The organism is Pseudomonas fulva NBRC 16637 = DSM 17717, from assembly GCF_000730565.1.
Lineage (GTDB): Bacteria > Pseudomonadota > Gammaproteobacteria > Pseudomonadales > Pseudomonadaceae > Aquipseudomonas > Aquipseudomonas fulva.
This window is the reverse complement of the sequence record NZ_BBIQ01000004.1, coordinates 1-16,836: the sequence shown is the minus strand read 5'-3', so window position 1 is coordinate 16,836 and position 16,836 is coordinate 1. Positions and strand designations below refer to the sequence as shown.

At 63.7% G+C, this 16,836-nt stretch carries 13 protein-coding genes and 3 pseudogenes; 10 read left to right on the top strand and 6 right to left on the bottom strand.

Annotated features, from left to right (window positions below; all coding sequences use genetic code 11):
* Positions 1-32: 32 nt before the first annotated feature.
* The 5 genes and pseudogenes from fni to PFU01S_RS05720 all read left to right on the top strand — a co-directional run.
* The gene (gene fni, locus PFU01S_RS05740; RefSeq protein ID WP_027914806.1) at positions 33-1,079 is read left to right on the top strand and encodes a type 2 isopentenyl-diphosphate Delta-isomerase; all 1,047 of its coding nucleotides are present in this window, start codon (positions 33-35) and stop codon (positions 1,077-1,079) included.
* Positions 1,076-2,353, top strand: a complete 1,278-nt coding sequence (locus PFU01S_RS05735) for a glycosyltransferase (RefSeq protein WP_028686610.1) — start codon at positions 1,076-1,078, stop codon at positions 2,351-2,353. The genes fni and PFU01S_RS05735 overlap by 4 nt, the downstream gene beginning before the upstream one ends.
* Positions 2,338-3,504, top strand: coding sequence for a lycopene beta-cyclase CrtY (gene crtY / locus PFU01S_RS05730; RefSeq protein ID WP_028686386.1), 1,167 nt, complete (start codon positions 2,338-2,340; stop codon positions 3,502-3,504). Before PFU01S_RS05735 ends, crtY begins: the two co-directional genes overlap by 16 nt.
* Positions 3,501-4,991 carry a phytoene desaturase gene (locus tag PFU01S_RS05725; RefSeq protein ID WP_028686387.1) on the top strand — a complete coding sequence of 497 codons (1,491 nt, stop codon included), beginning with the start codon at positions 3,501-3,503 and terminating at the stop codon, positions 4,989-4,991. The genes crtY and PFU01S_RS05725 overlap by 4 nt, the downstream gene beginning before the upstream one ends.
* Positions 4,988-5,920: pseudogene (locus tag PFU01S_RS05720) on the top strand (phytoene/squalene synthase family protein); the annotation flags it as partial. The gene PFU01S_RS05725 and the pseudogene PFU01S_RS05720, both read left to right, overlap by 4 nt.
* Here PFU01S_RS05720 and PFU01S_RS21655 read toward each other — a convergent pair.
* Positions 5,844-6,395, bottom strand: coding sequence for a sterol desaturase family protein (locus PFU01S_RS21655; RefSeq protein WP_080992844.1), 552 nt, complete (start codon positions 6,393-6,395; stop codon positions 5,844-5,846). The pseudogene PFU01S_RS05720 and the gene PFU01S_RS21655 overlap by 77 nt on opposite strands.
* A gap of 237 nt (positions 6,396-6,632) precedes the next feature.
* On the opposite strand from PFU01S_RS21655, the gene PFU01S_RS05715 reads away from it, so the two are divergent.
* Positions 6,633-7,568 (top strand): LysR family transcriptional regulator, encoded by a 936-nt coding sequence (locus tag PFU01S_RS05715; protein WP_027914800.1) that lies wholly within the window; start codon positions 6,633-6,635, stop codon positions 7,566-7,568.
* Here PFU01S_RS05715 and PFU01S_RS05710 read toward each other — a convergent pair.
* Positions 7,538-8,749: an MFS transporter gene (locus PFU01S_RS05710; RefSeq protein ID WP_028686390.1), complete on the bottom strand. Its 1,212-nt coding sequence runs from the start codon at positions 8,747-8,749 to the stop codon at positions 7,538-7,540. The two genes, PFU01S_RS05715 and PFU01S_RS05710, sit on opposite strands and share 31 nt — an antisense overlap.
* Before the next feature lie 192 nt (positions 8,750-8,941).
* On the opposite strand from PFU01S_RS05710, the gene PFU01S_RS05705 reads away from it, so the two are divergent.
* Complete coding sequence (locus PFU01S_RS05705) at positions 8,942-10,312, top strand: 8-oxoguanine deaminase (RefSeq protein ID WP_028686391.1); 1,371 nt, start codon at positions 8,942-8,944, stop codon at positions 10,310-10,312.
* A 123-nt stretch (positions 10,313-10,435) separates the two neighbouring features.
* Here PFU01S_RS05705 and PFU01S_RS05700 read toward each other — a convergent pair.
* Positions 10,436-10,928 (bottom strand): annotated as a pseudogene (locus tag PFU01S_RS05700) (GNAT family N-acetyltransferase).
* Between the two features lie 119 nt (positions 10,929-11,047).
* Here PFU01S_RS05700 and PFU01S_RS05695 point away from each other — a divergent pair.
* From PFU01S_RS05695 to PFU01S_RS05685, 3 genes are all read left to right on the top strand, one after another.
* Positions 11,048-11,668, top strand: coding sequence for a biliverdin-producing heme oxygenase (locus PFU01S_RS05695; protein ID WP_028686392.1), 621 nt, complete (start codon positions 11,048-11,050; stop codon positions 11,666-11,668).
* A 148-nt stretch (positions 11,669-11,816) separates the two neighbouring features.
* On the top strand, positions 11,817-12,203 hold the full coding sequence (locus tag PFU01S_RS05690) for a VOC family protein (RefSeq protein ID WP_027914795.1): 387 nt from the start codon (positions 11,817-11,819) through the stop codon (positions 12,201-12,203).
* A gap of 70 nt (positions 12,204-12,273) precedes the next feature.
* Positions 12,274-12,843 carry a hypothetical protein gene (locus PFU01S_RS05685; RefSeq protein WP_027914794.1) on the top strand — a complete coding sequence of 190 codons (570 nt, stop codon included), beginning with the start codon at positions 12,274-12,276 and terminating at the stop codon, positions 12,841-12,843.
* A gap of 41 nt (positions 12,844-12,884) precedes the next feature.
* Here PFU01S_RS05685 and PFU01S_RS05680 read toward each other — a convergent pair whose 3' ends face one another.
* The 3 genes and pseudogenes from PFU01S_RS05680 to PFU01S_RS22470 all read right to left on the bottom strand — a co-directional run.
* Positions 12,885-13,811: an alpha/beta fold hydrolase gene (locus tag PFU01S_RS05680; RefSeq protein ID WP_027914793.1), complete on the bottom strand. Its 927-nt coding sequence runs from the start codon at positions 13,809-13,811 to the stop codon at positions 12,885-12,887.
* Between the two features lie 176 nt (positions 13,812-13,987).
* Positions 13,988-16,540, bottom strand: coding sequence for a UvrD-helicase domain-containing protein (locus PFU01S_RS05675; RefSeq protein WP_104926295.1), 2,553 nt, complete (start codon positions 16,538-16,540; stop codon positions 13,988-13,990).
* Positions 16,482-16,836 (bottom strand): annotated as a pseudogene (locus tag PFU01S_RS22470) (hypothetical protein); the annotation flags it as partial. The gene PFU01S_RS05675 and the pseudogene PFU01S_RS22470, both read right to left, overlap by 59 nt.

Sequence of the window (16,836 nt, the reverse complement as noted above, 5' to 3'; positions counted from 1 at the left end):
CCTCAGGATGATTCCCTGGCAGTGGAGCCGGCATGAACAAAAGCCCGTTGAGTCAACGCAAGGATGATCACCTCGATATCGTTCTGGCCGCCGGCACCACCTCGCATGGGGTCGATGCTGGCTGGTCGGCGCTGCGTTTCGAACATTGTGCACTGCCTGAGATGGCCCTGGAAGACGTCAACCTGGGTACCGAGCTGTTCGGCATGGCACTGCGCGCACCGCTGCTGATCAGTTCGATGACCGGCGGTGCTGAGCGGGCACGGTTTATCAACCAGCACCTGGCCGAAGCTGCGCAGGCTTTGGGCCTGGCCATGGGCGTGGGTTCGCAGCGAGTTAGCTTGCGCAGCGGCCAGGACCAGGGGCTGACCACGGAGCTGAGAAGGCTCGCACCCGACGTCCCGCTCCTGGCAAACCTGGGCGCCGCCCAGTTACGCGAGGCTGATGGTGTAGACCTTGCCCGCCGTGCGGTCGATACACTCGATGCCAGCGCCCTGATCATTCATCTCAACCCCTTGCAGGAAGCCGTTCAGCCCGAGGGCGACCGCAACTGGAACGGGGTGCTCGCCTGCATCGAGCACGTCGCCGGGCAGCTTCACGCGCCCATCATCGTCAAGGAAGTAGGCGCCGGTATCTCCCCAGGCGTGGCCCGGCAATTGTACGACGCTGGCGTGTCCATGATCGATGTGGCCGGCGCCGGCGGCACGAGCTGGGCCGCTGTCGAGGCGGAACGCGCCAATGACCCTGCCGAGCGTGCGGTGGCAATGGCCTTCAGCGGCTGGGGCATTCCGACCGCCCAGAGCCTGCTTGCCGTGCGCCGAGCCGTGCCCACGGTTGGTTTGATCGCCTCGGGTGGGGTGCGCGATGGGGTGGACGCGGCCAAGGCCATCCGCCTGGGGGCGGACTTGGTGGGCCAGGCTGCCGGCGTGCTGACCTCTGCGATGACGTCTACCGAAGCGGTGGTCTCACATTTCGACGTGATCATCCGGCAACTGCGTATCGCCTGCTTCTGTACCGGCTCCGCCACGCTGGCGCACTTGCGCCGGGCCCGACTGGTCAATGCCCAGCTCGACCTCAAATGAGCCACTTCGCCCTGGTCGCCCCACCCTACCCCAGCCATTTTGCAGCCATGCAGGCGCTGGGCGGCGAGTTGGTCGAACGCGGCCATCAGGTCAGTTTCTTTCACCAGCCCGAAGCCGAACGCTGGCTGAGTGACTCGCGGCTGGGCTTCGTCGCCATTGGCCATGCCGAGTGCCCGCCGGGCAGCCTTGACCTCGCCATGCGTCGCGTGGCCGACCCCGCCGGGCCGCTGCGTCTGCGTCGCTTGATCAATCAGTTGGCGCACACCACCGGCATGCTGATCAGCAACCTGCCGCAGGCCCTTAGGGACCATCGGGTCGACGCGATGATCTGCGACCAGATGGAACCCGCAGGCGGCTTGGTGGCCGAGGCTTGCAACCTGCCGTTCTTTTCGGTGGCCTGCGCGTTGCCGATCAATCGCGAACCGGGCTTGCCATTGCCCGTGATGCCCTTCGGGCTCGGCTTGGATGCGCGCCTCTACGAAGGCAGTGCTAAAGTCCATGACTGGCTCATGCGCCCGCTGCACGACACCTTACTGCAGGCGTGTCATCGCCACGGGCTGCCACCGCGCAGCGGTGCCCATGAGTTTCTCTCGCCGCTGGCCCAGTTGAGCCAGACACCTCTGCATCTGGATTTCCCAAGAGCGGATCTACCCAAGCACTTTCACGCCGTCGGCCCTTTACGCAGCACGCCCTCCCAGGCGAGCCCCAACTGGTCTTTCGAATCCGGCAAGCCTTTGGTATTCGCAAGCCTGGGAACGCTGCAGGGCCACCGGTTCGATCTGTTTGCACGGATTGCCAAGGCTTGCCGGGGCCTGGATGCCCAGTTGCTGGTGGCTCACTGCGGCGGGTTGGACGCGCATCAGCAGGCACGGCTACGCCAGATCGGTGCTACCGTCGTGACCGACTTCGCCCCCCAGCACTGGGCTGTGCGACGAGCCAATGTGGTGATCAGCCATGGCGGCTTGAACACGGTGCTCGATACCGTGTGCGCCGGCACACCGCTGCTGGTCATGCCCATTGCATTCGATCAGCCCGGCGTGGCCGCACGGGTGCGCCATCACCGCTTGGGCCGGGTGCTCTCCAAACGTGCCAGTGCATCGGCCATTGGCCAAGCGTTGCGTCAGCTGCTTGATGAGGCTGCACCACGTGATGCGGCGCTTGAAGCCGAGCTTGCCACCTGCGGTGGCGTACAGCGCGCTGCCAGCCTCATCGAAGCCGCTCTGCGCAGTGGCCAGCCCAGCATTTCGGAGAATGTACCGTGCCCTATGACCTGATCCTGGTAGGTGGGGGGTTGGCCAACGGCCTGATCGCCTGGCGACTGCAGCAGCTGCGCCCGCAATGGCGCGTGTTGTGCCTGGAGCAAGGGCCGGTCCTGGGCGGCAACCATACGTGGTCCTTCCACGACGCCGACCTTACTGCCGAGCAACTGCGCTGGCTCGCCCCGCTGGTGGAGCAGCGCTGGCCTGCGTACCACGTGCACTTCCCGGCTTTTTCCAGGCGCATGGAAGGCGGCTATGCGAGCATTACCAGCGAGCGTTTCGCGCAGGTGATCACCCCAGCCCTCGGCCCGAGCTTGCGCACCGACTGCGCGGTCGTCGAAGTGGGTGCCAGCCATGTCACGCTCGCCAGTGGCGAAACCTTGCACGCCGCGGTGGTGATCGATGGCCGGGGCATGCAGCACAGCCCTCACCGGGTCCTCGGCCAGCAGGCGTTCCTCGGGCAGGTCGTACGTCTGACGGCCCCCCATGGCTTGGTCGCACCGATTCTGATGGACGCACGGGTACCTCAAGGCGAGGGCTATCGCTTCGTCTATGTCCTGCCGTTCACGGCTGACACCTTGCTGGTGGAGGACACCCATTACGTCGACAGCCAGGCGCCCGCCGCGCAGCAGCTGCGCCAGCACATCGAGTGCTACCTGCAGCAGCGCGGCTGGCACGTCGCCGAGTGCCTGCGTGAAGAACAGGGCGTATTGCCGATTACCCTGGTCGACGACTTTCCTGCCTGGTGGAACGAACAGCACGGGCCGCTCGCCGTTGGCCTGCGGGCCGGATTGTTTCACTGCACCACGGGTTATTCCCTGCCCGATGCCGTGCGCCTGGCCGACTGGTTGTCAACGCAAGCGCTGGAGGACACGGCGTCGCTCAAGCCCGCGCTGGGCGCCTACCTGCATCGACGCTGGCGTGAGCAAGGGTTCTATCGCCTGCTCAACCGAATGCTGTTTCTGGCCGGCCGGCCGAACCGTCGCTGGCAGGTGATGCAGCGCTTTTATCGATTGCCTGAGGGGCTGATCGCCCGTTTCTACGCAGGCCAGAGTACGCTGCGTGATCGCCTGCGGATCCTGTGCGGCAAACCGCCTGTGCCCGTCGGCGAGGCCATGAAGGCTGCCTTGCGACACTCCCCTGCCCATTTCAAGGATTATCCATGAGCAACGAACGATCCGCCCTGGTCATCGGCGCAGGCCTTGGCGGCCTGGCCCTGGCCATCCGCCTGCAGGCCGCGGGTATCCCCACGACCTTGCTCGAGGCGCGCGACAAACCAGGTGGCCGCGCTTACGTCTATCACGACCAAGGCTTTACCTTCGACGCAGGCCCCACGGTGATCACCGACCCGAGCGCCATCGAAGCCCTGTTCACCCTCGCCGGCCGGCCCATGCATGAGTATGTGGAATTGCTGCCGGTAACGCCTTTCTACCGCCTGTGCTGGGAGGATGGCCGGGCATTCGACTATGGCAATGACCAAGCCGACCTGGAGCGCCAGATCGAGGCCTTCGAGCCCAAGGACGTGGAAGGCTATCGACAGTTCCTGGCCTATTCCAAGGCCGTGTTGCAGGAAGGCTATATCAAGCTTGGCGCAGTGCCCTTCCTGTCTTTTCGCGACATGCTGCATGCCGGCCCGCAGTTGGCTCGCCTGCAAGCCTGGCGCAGCGTCTACAGCATGGTGGCGCGGTTCATCAAAGATGACCAACTGCGCCAGGCGTTCTCGTTCCACGCCTTGCTGGTCGGGGGTAATCCCTTCGCCACGTCCTCAATCTACACGCTGATCCATGCGCTGGAGCGCACCTGGGGTGTCTGGTTCCCCAAAGGCGGCACGGGCGCGCTGGTGCAGGGCATGGCCAAGTTGTTCACCGACCTGGGCGGCACCCTGGAGCTCAATGCCGAGGTGGCCGCGTTCGAAACCCAAGGCAGCCGCGTGACCGGCGTGCGCACCCAGGACGGGCGACGCTGGCGGGCAGACGCAGTCGCCTCGAATGCCGATGTGGTGCACACCTACTCCGACCTGCTGGCCGAACACCCTCGCGGTGAACAGGAAGGCAAGCGGCTCAAGGGCAAGCGCTTTAGCAACTCGCTGTTCGTGGTGCACTTCGGGCTCAAGCGCACGCAGCCGCAACTGCGTCATCACACGGTGTGCTTTGGCCCGCGCTACCGGGAGCTGATTGACGAAATCTTCAACGGTCACGAGCTTGCCGAAGACTTTTCACTCTACCTGCATACCCCCTGCGCCACCGACCCTAGCCTGGCCCCGGAAGGATGCTCGAGCCACTACGTATTGGCGCCCGTACCGCACATGGGCAACGCGGCCATCGACTGGGAAGTGGAAGGGCCACGGTTCCGGGACAAGATTCTCGACTACCTGGAACGTCACTACATTCCCGGCCTGCGCGAGGACTTGGTCACCTGCCGCACCTTCACGCCGCTGGACTTCCGCGAAGAACTTAATGCCCACCTGGGGTCGGCGTTCTCTCTGGAACCCATCCTGACCCAGAGCGCCTGGTTCCGCCCGCACAACCGTGACAGCGAAGTGAGCAATCTGTACCTGGTGGGGGCAGGCACGCACCCAGGGGCCGGTGTGCCAGGCGTGATCGCCTCGGCCAAGGCCACCGCAGGCCTGATGCTCGAGGACCTGGGCGCATGACCGCACCGAACCACGACCAGTTGCTTGCCCATGCCGAACACAGCATTGCCGTAGGTTCGAAAAGCTTTGCCGCAGCAGCCCGGCTGTTCGATGCCCACACCCGGCGCAGCGCTGTGCTGTTGTATGCCTGGTGCCGCCATTGCGATGACGTGATCGATGGTCAGCAAGCCGGGCATGATGCGGTGGTCATCAGCCAGGAAGAAGCGCAGGTGCGCCTGTTGGATCTGCAGCGTCAGACGGAGGCCGCCTGCGCGGACTTGCCCGTGAACCAGCCGGCCTTCGCCGCACTGCGCGAAGTGGCCAGGCGCCACGGCATTCCCCGCGCCGAAGCCTTCGACTTGCTCGAAGGCTTCGCCCAGGACGTGTCCGCCTGCCGCTACCAGACCCTGGATGAGGTCATGGTCTACTGCTATCACGTAGCAGGTGTGGTGGGCCTGATGATGGCCAGGGTCATGGGTGTTCAAGATGCCCGCGTGCTGGACCGGGCCTGCGACCTGGGCCTGGCCATGCAGCTGACTAACATCGCCCGGGACATCGTCGATGATGCCAAGGTCGGGCGCTGCTACTTGCCTCAGGCTTGGCTGTCGGAATTCGACCTCAGTGCAGACGACCTGGCCGATGTGCGTCATCGCGCAGCCGTCGCTACCCTGGCCAGGCGCCTGGTCGCCCAGGCCGAACCCTACTACGCCAGCGCCCAGGCCGGGCTGCAGGCCTTGCCGCTTCGCTCGGCGTGGGCAGTGGCCACGGCAGGCCAGGTTTACCGGCGCATCGGCCTGAAGGTCGACAGCGCCGGGGTCGACGCCTGGGACGGCCGGCTGTCTACGTCAAAACTCGAAAAGGTCGGTGCCTTGGTCACGGGGTTTTGGCAGGCGCTGAGCTGTCGGCTGCATCGCCACCCTCAGCGCCCAGCTCGCCTGTGGCAGCGCCCTTCGCCCGCAGCGGCCCCCCATGCAGCGCCCGAAGTTGCCGACGCAGCCGTTCGATAGTGGGTACGTACAGAAAACCGAACGACACACAGCCTTCGCGCCCCTGCACGGCATGATGAAGCCGATGTGCCTGGTACAGGCGCTTGAAGTAACCTTTGCGCGGGACCACTTTGAAAGGCCAGCGCCGGTGGACCAGGCCGTCGTGGGCAACGAAATACAGGACACCGTAGGCCGTCATGCCTGCGCCTACCCATTGCAACGGGTACCAGCCGGCATTGCCCAGGGCGATGAGAATGATCGCCAGCACGGCGAACACCGCGGCGTAGAGATCGTTCTTCTCGAAGATCCCGGTGCGTGGCTCATGGTGCGAGCGGTGCCAGCCCCAGCCGAAGCCGTGCATGATGTACTTGTGAGCAAACCAGGCCACGCCTTCCATGGCGGCCAGGGTGCCGAAAAAGGTGAGTAACGTCAGGGTCATGCGCAGGCTATCCAGGCAAGAGGGAACATGGGGGCAGTCCTTTGGTGCGTCGGGGCCGGGTGGGTACAGCATGATCTACCCAAGGCGCTGGCGCAAAGCCTATGAGTGTGCAAGATGGGCTGGTGTTCCGTTGGCAACGCGCTATCCAGCCCTGCCCGATGCTTTAACCCTGAAACGCCATCTCAGGATCCCTTATGCTGCCGGGGTCTGCACCACGAACCCATGTAAAGGCCGGCCATGCACTCCTCAGAACGACTCAAAGGGATCGACGTCTTCGTCGCGGTCGCCGACCTTGGCAGCTTCACGGCAGCGGCCGGGCGACTGAGCCTTACCAGCTCGGCGGTCAGCAAAAGTATTGCGCGCCTTGAGGCGCGCATGGGCGTTCGCCTGTTCGAGCGCACCACACGCCGGTTGTCGCTGAGCGAGGCCGGCGTGGTTTTCTACCGCACCTGCACGTCGGTGCTGGCCGATCTGGAAGAAGTCGAACACACCCTCGCCACGACGGGTAATGAACCTCACGGACGGGTACGCATTGACCTGCCCGCCTCCTACGGTCGCCTGCATGTGCTGCCGCTGATCCTGGCGTTCACCCGGCAGCATCCGCTGTTACAGCCGCACGTATCGTTTTCCGACCGTTTCGTCGATCCGGTGCAGGAAGGCATCGACATCGTGGTACGCATCGGCGGCCCCGATACATGGCCCGCCGCCCTGGGCCATCAGTACTTTGGCGCCCAGCGCCTGATGTTCTGTGCAGCCCCCGACTACCTCGACACCTATGGTACGCCGCAAAGCGAGGAGGACCTGGAGCACCACCACTGCGTGGGCTATGGGCACACCGACGGTTTGGTCAGCCCGTGGTTCTTCAAAGGGCGCCAGCCTGGCGAGATGGAGCGTCGCACGGTACAGCCGCGCATCGCCGTAGGTGATGGCGAAGGCGAGGTCGCGGCGGTGCTGGCCGGCCACGGTATAGGGCAGCTACCCACCTGGTTGACCCAGCAGCACCTCGATCAAGGACGGATGATCGAGGTGCTGCCGGAGCTGGCGACCGATGGCCTGCCGATGAACCTGGTCTGGCTCAAGCGTCGCGAGCACCTACCCAAGGTGCGTGCCTTGCTCGATTACCTGTTGCCCAGGCTCGCGCCTCACGGCACGCGTGCCGCCGAACCCGTCTGAGGTGCCAGCCTGGCTACCACGGGCACTGCCAGCAGCGCCAGCACCGCGACTGCGGCGGCCACATAACCGAGGTAGGCAATCCCCAGACCGTCGATGGTCATGCCACCGAGCACCGCACCCAGGCCGATGCCGGCGTTGGCAGCCGACACGTTGGCAGTACCAGCCAGTGCCTTGGCGTGGCTCACCGACGCCATGACGCGCACCTGGCAAACCGGGTAGAGCGCCGTGTTGGCGACACCCCACAAGGCCAGCGCCAGGCAGAAAACCAGGCCTGCATGGGCCAAGGGCACCAGCGCGGCCATGCCGATCGCCAGCAGCACCAGAAAGCCCGCGGTAGCCTTGAGAACGGAGTGGTCGACGGCACGCCCCCCGATCCAGTTACCCAGCAGGCCAACGGCACCGAAGCCCATCAGCCACCAACCGGTGTGAGCCGGGGCCACACCCGCCACACGCTCGAGCAGGTCGGCCAAGTAGGTGTAGCCGGTGAACATCGCGGTGAACACCAGAATCGACAGCAGCACGTTCGCCACGAAGAAGCGTTCGGTGAAGATCCGCGCCTGGCGGGCAAAATCCACCTTGGCGGTACGGGCCACGTGGGGCATCCAGACGCTCATCGCCACGGCCATCACCAGCGAAAGCACCGCCAGCGCCCAGAACGCGCCACGCCAGCCCAACGCGTCAGCGGCCAACGTGCCCAGCGGGATGCCCAACAGCATGGCGGCAGAGATGCCGAGGTAAACCTTAGACACCGCGCGCCCTGCATGCTCGGGCCCCGCGAGGTGCCCTGCTGTCTCGCTGGCGGTCCCCCAGAACACCGGTAATGCCAATGCCGGTATGACACGTGCAACGGCCAGTACCCAGAAATTGTCGGCCACGGCCGCCAGGGCATTGGCCGCGGCAAAGACCAGCAAGATGGTGATGAACAGCCGTTTACGGTCCAGGTGCGCCAGCATGGCCGTGAGGAACGGCCCTGCCAACATGACCGTGAAGGCGAACAGCGTTACCAGTTGTCCCGCCATGGAGATGGACACCCCCAGGTCGCGACTCAGGGCAGGCAAAAGGCCCACAATGAGAAACTCGGTGGTGACGATCAGGAAAGCGGAAAACGCAAGGATGGCAATACTGATGGCTGCCCGTGGAGCTTCGTCGACGGGTGAAGCGGTGGAAGATACGGCAGGCATGGAAAAACTCTCAAAACGTTGGCCGCCAGTCTATTCGATCGCGCAGGTCTTATTTTTGGCCGATTTTCACATATGGGATGACGCAAATTCACCAATCAGCTCAATGTATACAACTTCCCCGTTTCCTGATTACATAGCCGCGTCGCCTACGACGCTGGCCATCGCCGGCGCGTATTGCAACAGGCATCAACCATGTCATCTGCACGCACTTCAAGAACGCTACTGATCAAAAATGCCCAACTGCTCGTCACCATGGATGGCGAGCGTCGCGAAATCCGCGGCGGTGGGCTGTACATCGAAGACAACCTGATCAAGCAGGTTGGCCCCAGCGAAACCCTTCCCCAGCAGGCGGACGAGGTGCTGGACATGTCCGGCAAGGTGGTCATCCCTGGGCTGGTCAACACGCACCACCACATGTACCAGAGCCTGACCCGGGTAGTGCCAGCCGCCCAGGACGGCGAACTGTTCAACTGGCTCACCCAGCTGTACCCGATCTGGGCACGGCTCACGCCCGAGATGATTTCAGTTTCGACCCAGACGGCCATGGCTGAGCTGATCCTTTCCGGTTGCACCACCTCGAGCGATCACCTGTACATCTACCCCAACGGATGCAAGCTCGACGACAGCATCCATGCGGCTGCCGAAATTGGCATGCGTTTTCATGCTGCTCGCGGCAGCATGAGCGTGGGTCAGAGCCAGGGCGGGCTGCCGCCGGACTCGGTGGTGGAAAAGGAAGCGGATATCCTCAAGGAGTCCCAGCGCCTGATCGAGGACTACCACGATGCCAGCCATGGCTCGATGCGCCGGATCGTGGTCGCGCCCTGCTCGCCCTTCTCGGTCAGCCGCGACCTGATGCGCGAAGCGGCTGTTCTGGCTCGCCAACATGGTGTATCGCTGCACACGCACCTGGCCGAAAACGTCAATGACATTGCCTACAGCCGGGAAAAATTCGGCATGACTCCTGCCGAGTACGCCGAGGACCTGGGGTGGGTCGGGCCCGACGTGTGGCACGCTCACTGCGTGCAACTGGACCAGCATGGCATCGAACTGTTCGCCCGCACCGGTACCGGGGTCGCCCATTGCCCATGCTCGAACATGCGTCTGGCTTCCGGTATCGCTCCGGTGCGCGCCATGCGCGATCATGGCGTTCCGGTCGGGCTCGGGGTGGACGGTTCGGCCTCCAACGACGGTGCCAGCATGATCGGCGAGGTTCGCCAGGCCCTGCTGCTGCAACGCGTAGGGTTTGGCCCGGACGCGATGACGGCCCGTGAAGCACTGGAAATCGCTACCTTGGGCGGTGCCAAGGTGCTCAACCGCGATGACATCGGCGCATTGGCACCGGGCATGGTCGCCGATTTCGTCGCCTTCGACCTGGGCCATGTAGCCTACGCCGGCGGCCATCATGACCCGCTTGCAGCGCTGGTGTTCTGCACCCCGACCCAGGTGCATACCAGCGTCATCAACGGCAAGGTGGTGGTCAGGGAAGGTCAGTTGGTGACTGTCGACCTGCCACGGGTACTCGAGCGCCACAACCGCCTGGCCTATCAGTTGGTCGCGGGCTGATAGAGGCGGTGCCTTAAGGTGCTGGCTGCCAAGTGCCTGCGGGGCTGCATCGCAGCCCATTGCCGGCAAGCCAGCCCCCGTCTGACGGCAAGCTCACCCTGTAGGCACCGCACGGCAACAGGCTTACAGCACCATCACCATCTCGTGCCACGCCATGCCGCCGTGGTCGGAAGGTGACGGCTGGACGTACTTGTAGCCCAGCTTGCGGTACAGCGGCACGTGCTGTTCCTTGCACATCAAGTGGATGGTCTGCTTAGCGCAGGCTTTCATCCGCAGAATGAACGCTTCCATCAACCGCTTTGCATGACCTTGGCCCTGGTAAGCCGGGTCGACCACCACCGACATGATCACCACGTTGGGGGCATCGGGGTCATGCCCGACCAGCTCCTTGAACGCTTCGTCCGACATCACGACCTGATGGGCGCAACCACTGTTGATGAAGCCCACGATGGCCCCGTCGCTTTCAAGCACTAGAAAACCTTGTGGATACTGACTGATGCGCGTCTGGATCTTTTCCAGCGTGGCCGCTTCGTGCTCCCTCGTAAGCACCGATCTCGATGGCGTGGCAGCGGCTGGCGTCCTCCAGGGACGGCGTACGGAACTGAAGCGAAGGCATGACCGGCTTTTCCTTTGGGTCTGAACGATACGGCGACCATGATAACCGTGCCTGACGCTTGCTGCGATGCTCACCGCCACGCATCATGGAGGCCTTTCTGCCCGCGACGGACTCACCGAATGATCGCAGTACCCGTGCCACCCCTGGAGACGAGCCGTTGCAAACGCCTCAAAGCGGCCACCCACCGCGAACATGACGGTGTCGATCAGTTGGTCATGGCCGCCCACCCTTTTCAGGACAGGGCGCGCTATGCGCGCTTCCTGCTGGTACAGCATCATTTTCACGGCAGCCTCTTGGGACTTTACGAAGACCCCCACCTCAATACGTGGCTGCCGGGCCTCTCGTCGCTGTCGCGGTTTGCAGCGGTCGAGCAGGACATTCGCGACGTGGGACAACTGCCACCTGCCTTGCCGACGAGCGTGAAGGTAGACCCGGCCCATGCACTGGGCTGGCTGTATTGCAGCGAAGGATCGAACCTGGGCGCCGCTTTCTTGTTCAAGCACACCCAGCGCCTTGGCCTGGACGAAGGCCTGGGTGCGCGGCACCTGGCAGCGCACCCGCAAGGACGGGCGCTGCATTGGAAGGCGTTCGTGAGCGCAATCGACGGCCTTGAACTCGACAAACAACAGGAAGCTGGCGTGATCGCCGGCGCCATCGCAGCCTTTGAAGCCTATCGGACGAAGGTCACCGAGGTATTCGCCGCTGACCTGCAAGCCGCTGCGCACACCTGCGAAGGCTGAACGCTTGTGCTGCATTGGCCAGTCGCCAGCTTGCGGCCCGGATACGCCGATGGCATGAACAAAATAGCGATTTGATGCTGGGCTGGATTGCCAAACGCCATGGGCCGTCTTTACTGGTACTTAACGACCCCGGCATAGGTGTGCGCCCATGAAGATCATGCTCACCCGTATTCTTGTCGACGACCAGGCCAAAGCGCTTGCCTTCTATCATTACGTATTGGGCTTCGAACCCAAACAAGACCTCGCCATGGGCCAGCACCGCTGGCTGACCCTGACCTCGCCCAACGACCCCAACGGCGTGCAATTGCAACTGGAGCCAGAGGTGCATCCCGCGGCGAAAGCGTACAAGGCTGCGCTCAAGGAAGACGGTACCCCCACCGCGATCTTCGCGGTGCGTGACATTCAAGGCGAATATGCCCGGCTATCCGCTGCCGGTGTCAAGTTCCACCAGGCTCCCGCCGAGGTCGATAACGTCTTGACTGCAATCTTCGACGACACCTGCGGCAACCTCATCCAGATTACCCAGTTACACTGACCGCCCCTTGCAAACCGCCTGCGCCAGTTCAACTGGCGCGGCCCTACCGATCGTTGCCCAAGGACATGCGATGCGTCATGAGTTCGACGAAGTGCTCAACGACCTGGTCGACTACTTTCTGCTAGGTGACATTCAACTGCTTGAGCGCTTCAAGCAGGAGCATGGCCTGCCTGACGACCTGGCCCACGAATTCACCCATCATGACAGCGGCGACATGGCCGTGCGCGACGGCGTGGTGCTGCCTGTGGCCGGCGTCGACAACCTCCCCTATCACGTGGTGTTCACGCTCGATGGGCAAATGCCCAAATTGCGCGAGCCGGGCAGCCGGCTCAAGCACCAGCGCGGTGGTTATTCGCTGAACGTCGAGCATGGCGCTGTGATGCTGTACACCTGGCGCATCCTCCAGTACTTCACCCCCAAGACACTGGGCGACTTGATGGCGCGCTACCGTGAGCCCGGCCGCCCGGTGATCGAACTGGACAACGGTTGGTATGAGGTCGAAGTCCTGGCCGGTGCGTGCGTGCGCGATGGGCTGTACGAGCCCACCTTCGAGTTCGTCCTGAGCAAGCGTAGCGGGCGTGTGGCGAACACCACCGCGGACACGGGGTACAGCTTCAGCCTGCGAGGCTACTTTGACTAAAGCCAGTGTGTCTGAACGAATGGCGCAACCTTACCTGGGCGCTACTCGTTGACCAGCCGCTGCAACACGGCGCCTTCATGGCGCGCGAGGATACGTAGCAGTTGATCAACCAAGGCACGGTCCGGCGCATCGAGGTGGAAATGGTGGCCGCCTGGGTGCCAGGACACTTTCGCCTGGGGCGGCAATGCCGCTTCACGGCGGTCGAAAGCCTCGCCAGTGAAAGCGCCCTGCCGGCCGAACATCAGGTACAGCGGGCAGCGAATCTGGCTGAGCAGCGCGCAAGCTTCAGGCTCGGTGAGCGGCATGGGCTCTGGGAGCACCAACCGCGGGTCGTGTCGCCAGCAATAACCGTCGTTGAGCTGGAGCAAGTCGCGCAGCGCTAGTAACCTTGCCGCTTCTTGGGACAGGTCGGTGTCGAGCCGTTCGCGGCGCTGCGCCAGCGCGCTGTCCAGATCGTCGAAGCGTTGCACGTCCCGCTCGTTGAAGCCCTGCATCTGCGTACGCTGGACCATGCGCTTGAGGCGATAGGCCCGTGCCAGGTGCTGCACGCGGTCATGCTCGGCTACGGTGAATGGTGCTCCCATACCGTCGAGGAAGGTCATGCTCGCGATCCCGCTGGTCATGGCGGCCAGCAGCGAAGCCACACCGGTGCCCATGCCGTGCGCCAGCACATGGAATTGCCGCATGCCAAGGCTTTCGGTGACCGACAGCATGTCCTCGGCGTGCTCCCACAAGTAGTAGCCGCTGTCATGACGACGATGGTCGGAACGTCCGTGGCCGACCAGGTCGGGGGCTACCACGAAACAGCCATCGAGCAGGGGTGCCAGGCGCTCGAACGAGGCGGCGTTGTCCAACCAGCCATGCAAGGCCAGTACGGGAATGCCATCCTCCGGGCCCCAGCAGCGCACCGCCACTTCGATGCCATTGATGTCCAGCGGGTGATCCTTGGGTGTGGTGGTTGATCGCATGGGTATGCTTCCTGATCGGCAGCCTGATGCACGTACACCAGACCGAACACGCCACCGCATTCCACGACGCCTGTCGTCTGCGGCAACCCTTGCGCCGGAGCGCGCATGGCGCCGACAGGTCACCTTGGCGCAAGCCAGTGGCCACCACTGGCCCCTTACCGACGGTGACTTAACCGTCACCGACCCCGGCAGTCTTCGAAACAGTCCTGGCGGCCATCGACGCGGCTGGAAGCGCGAGCGGCCACGGCGGCGTCGCCATTGGCCGGTTCCACGTGCCAGTAGCAATGCTGAACTGCTCGGGTCACGGCCACATAGGCCAAGCGCTGCACCTCCTCTTTCTGGGCGGTGTCGAACGGCTGCGGGTCGCCCGCCTTGCCCAGGCCCGCCTGGCGATACACCTGGTTCTTGTAGGGCGAGCTGGTCAGGTACTGGCAGTCGCCCAGCATGAACACCGCATCGGCCTGCAAGCCCTTGGCGCTGTGGTAGGTGAGTTGGCGAAGACGCCGCTGCTCGGCGGGCAGTGCTGCCTCGGCCTGAAGCACAGGTTCCAGGTGTTCGCTCATCGCTGCCCGGTCATTGCCCTTGCGGTAGAGCATCAGCACCGACTCGCCGCGCTGGTAATGCTCGATGAGGGTCTGGCCCAGGGCGGCCTCGTCACGCTCGAAGACCTTGACCGGTGAACCGGCAAGTTCAGCGGCAGGGCCAGCGGCTCGGGCCTTCTTGCCGGCGATGGTGGGTGTGCCCTTGACCAGGTGCTCAGCGGCATCGATGACCTGCTGCTGGCAGCGATAGTTTTCCACCATCATCACTCGAGTGCTGGCGGGCGTTGGAAACGCCTTGGTGAATTCGGTGAAGTACTTGGGCGAGCTGCCTCGCCAGCCATAGATCGACTGCCAGTCATCGCCCACGCACAACAGCGACGAGTGCTGAGCATGGCGGCCGACATTCATCCCGGGCCCGCGCCTGCGGATTTCGCGCAGGGAAGCCCGCAGCCAGCTGACGATTTGCGGCGAGACGTCCTGGAATTCATCGATCATCAGATGCGCCAGCGGCCGTAGCAGCGGGTCGGGCAACAGCTGCAGGTTTTCCGGGTTGTTTTCCCCGAACAGCGCGAACATGCGGTTGTAGCTCATGACCGGAGGGACCTGATCAAGCAGATGCGCTTCGAACGCCTTCCAGTAAAGGGCTAACGCTTCGAAGAACAGCGCGTCGCTGTCGCCTGGCACGAAGCGCATGTCGGCAATCGCCGTGTTCACTTCGAGCCCGAGGTTTTCGATAAAGCCCGCGGCACTGACGAATGCGTCGAGCAGCGGCGCGGCGGACAGCTCGCCCTTGACCTTGTATTCAAACCCCGGCCCCGTCACGGCGTCGCCCGCCAGCGAAGCGGCCAGGCGCCGGGCCATGGCGTAGTTGTCCAGCCAGATCAACGGCTGGTCGCAGAATGCCTGCAACAGGGTTCGTTTGACTGCCCACTCCCCGCGTACGGCCAGCTTGGCGCCGGGTCGTTGGTACTGGGCACTCTCGGAGGGGTCGAAGCCCAATACCACCAAGGGCCCTGTGGCACCCAACCGGCCGTGTACATGAAAACGGCATCCACGGATCTCCACGGTGTCGCGCGTCGGCTCAATGCCCTGGATCGGCCAAGCGCCTGCTGCGAACCACAGATCCTCGATCACATCGCACAGCTCTTCGTCGCGTTGCGCAGCCAGCTGCGTCACCTGGGCGCGTTTCTGCACCTCGGGGTTATCCGGATCCACTGGCTTGAGTTGCAAGGCTTCGTTGCGCAAGTGGCCGATCAGCTCGGCAAAGCGCGGGCTGTCCGCCAGCAGGGTGCTGTAGCAATGATTGAGCTGTTGGCGCTGGGCATCGTTCAGGCGCAGGTCGAACGGGTTGCTGTCGGCCTCGGCCTCGCGCCCGGCGGGCATCTCGTTGCCCAGGGTCTCGAATGCGCGCACGTGCTCGAACCCAGGCAGGCTGCGCACCAGGGGCAGGATGCGGGAGTGGAAGGTGCGAACCAGTTCGCGCGCCTGTGCCGGTTGCAGGTGAACATCCCACAGCGCGAACACCTGCACCAAGCGCTTGATGAAGTCCTTGCGCGACTCGCGGGTGAAGGTGACGACCGTCATCGCGTCGAGTTCGTAGCCCAGGTAGTGACGCAGCAGCAAGATTCGCAGCACCAGGGAGGTGGATTTGCCCGCCCCTGCCCCGGCCACCACGCAGGTGGAGGGTGTGTCGCTGAAGATCAGTTTCCATTGCGCGGCGCTGGGTTGCGCGTGGCTGGGCAGGCGCTGGGCGACGTCGGCCTTGAAGCGTTTCTTCAGGTCGGCGGTCAAGGCCAGTCGCCAATCCTCGAACAGGTGATCGTCCTGGCCGGGCACGGCCGGGGTGTCGGGGCGATGGTCACGGATGACCAGCACTTGCTGGCCTGCCTCGTACCCTTGCGCATGGCCACGTTCGTACCCTGCGCGCTGGCCTTCGTCACGGCCCTGGTGCTGGCCATCGGCATGGCCCAGCCACCAGGAATGAGGGTGTTGCGCCTGAATGCGGGTCAGGCCACGCCCAAGGCACTGGGCGATGAGCCGTTTAAGCCAGGGTAGCCGTGTGGGTGGGGTCAGTTCGGCGAGGGCCTTGGGTTGCTCGTTGGCCACAGTCACTCCGTTGGCAGCAAAATCAGCCGGCAATGTTCGCCGCAATGGCGCAAAAGCGCCAGCGAATGCGTGGGAAAACATCGGGGGTCACGGCTGGGGCAAGGGGGAGTAGGCTTGCGCGGTCTTGACCGAGGGTGACGTACGCTGGGTTAGCGGCCCATCGCGCTCGGTTCGGCGCCCGGCAAGGCCGCTTCCGCAGGGGAAAGAGTGTATCGTTGAGCCATATGCGAGGCTCAAGCCATTCAATCAAGTCAAGTTTGAAACTTTTAATTCCAATATCGTAGTTAAGACTATTGCTATTATTGCTGTTACTGCTGTTACTGCTGTTACTGCTGTTGCAGTTGATCTTGATCTTGATCTTGATCTTGATCTTGATC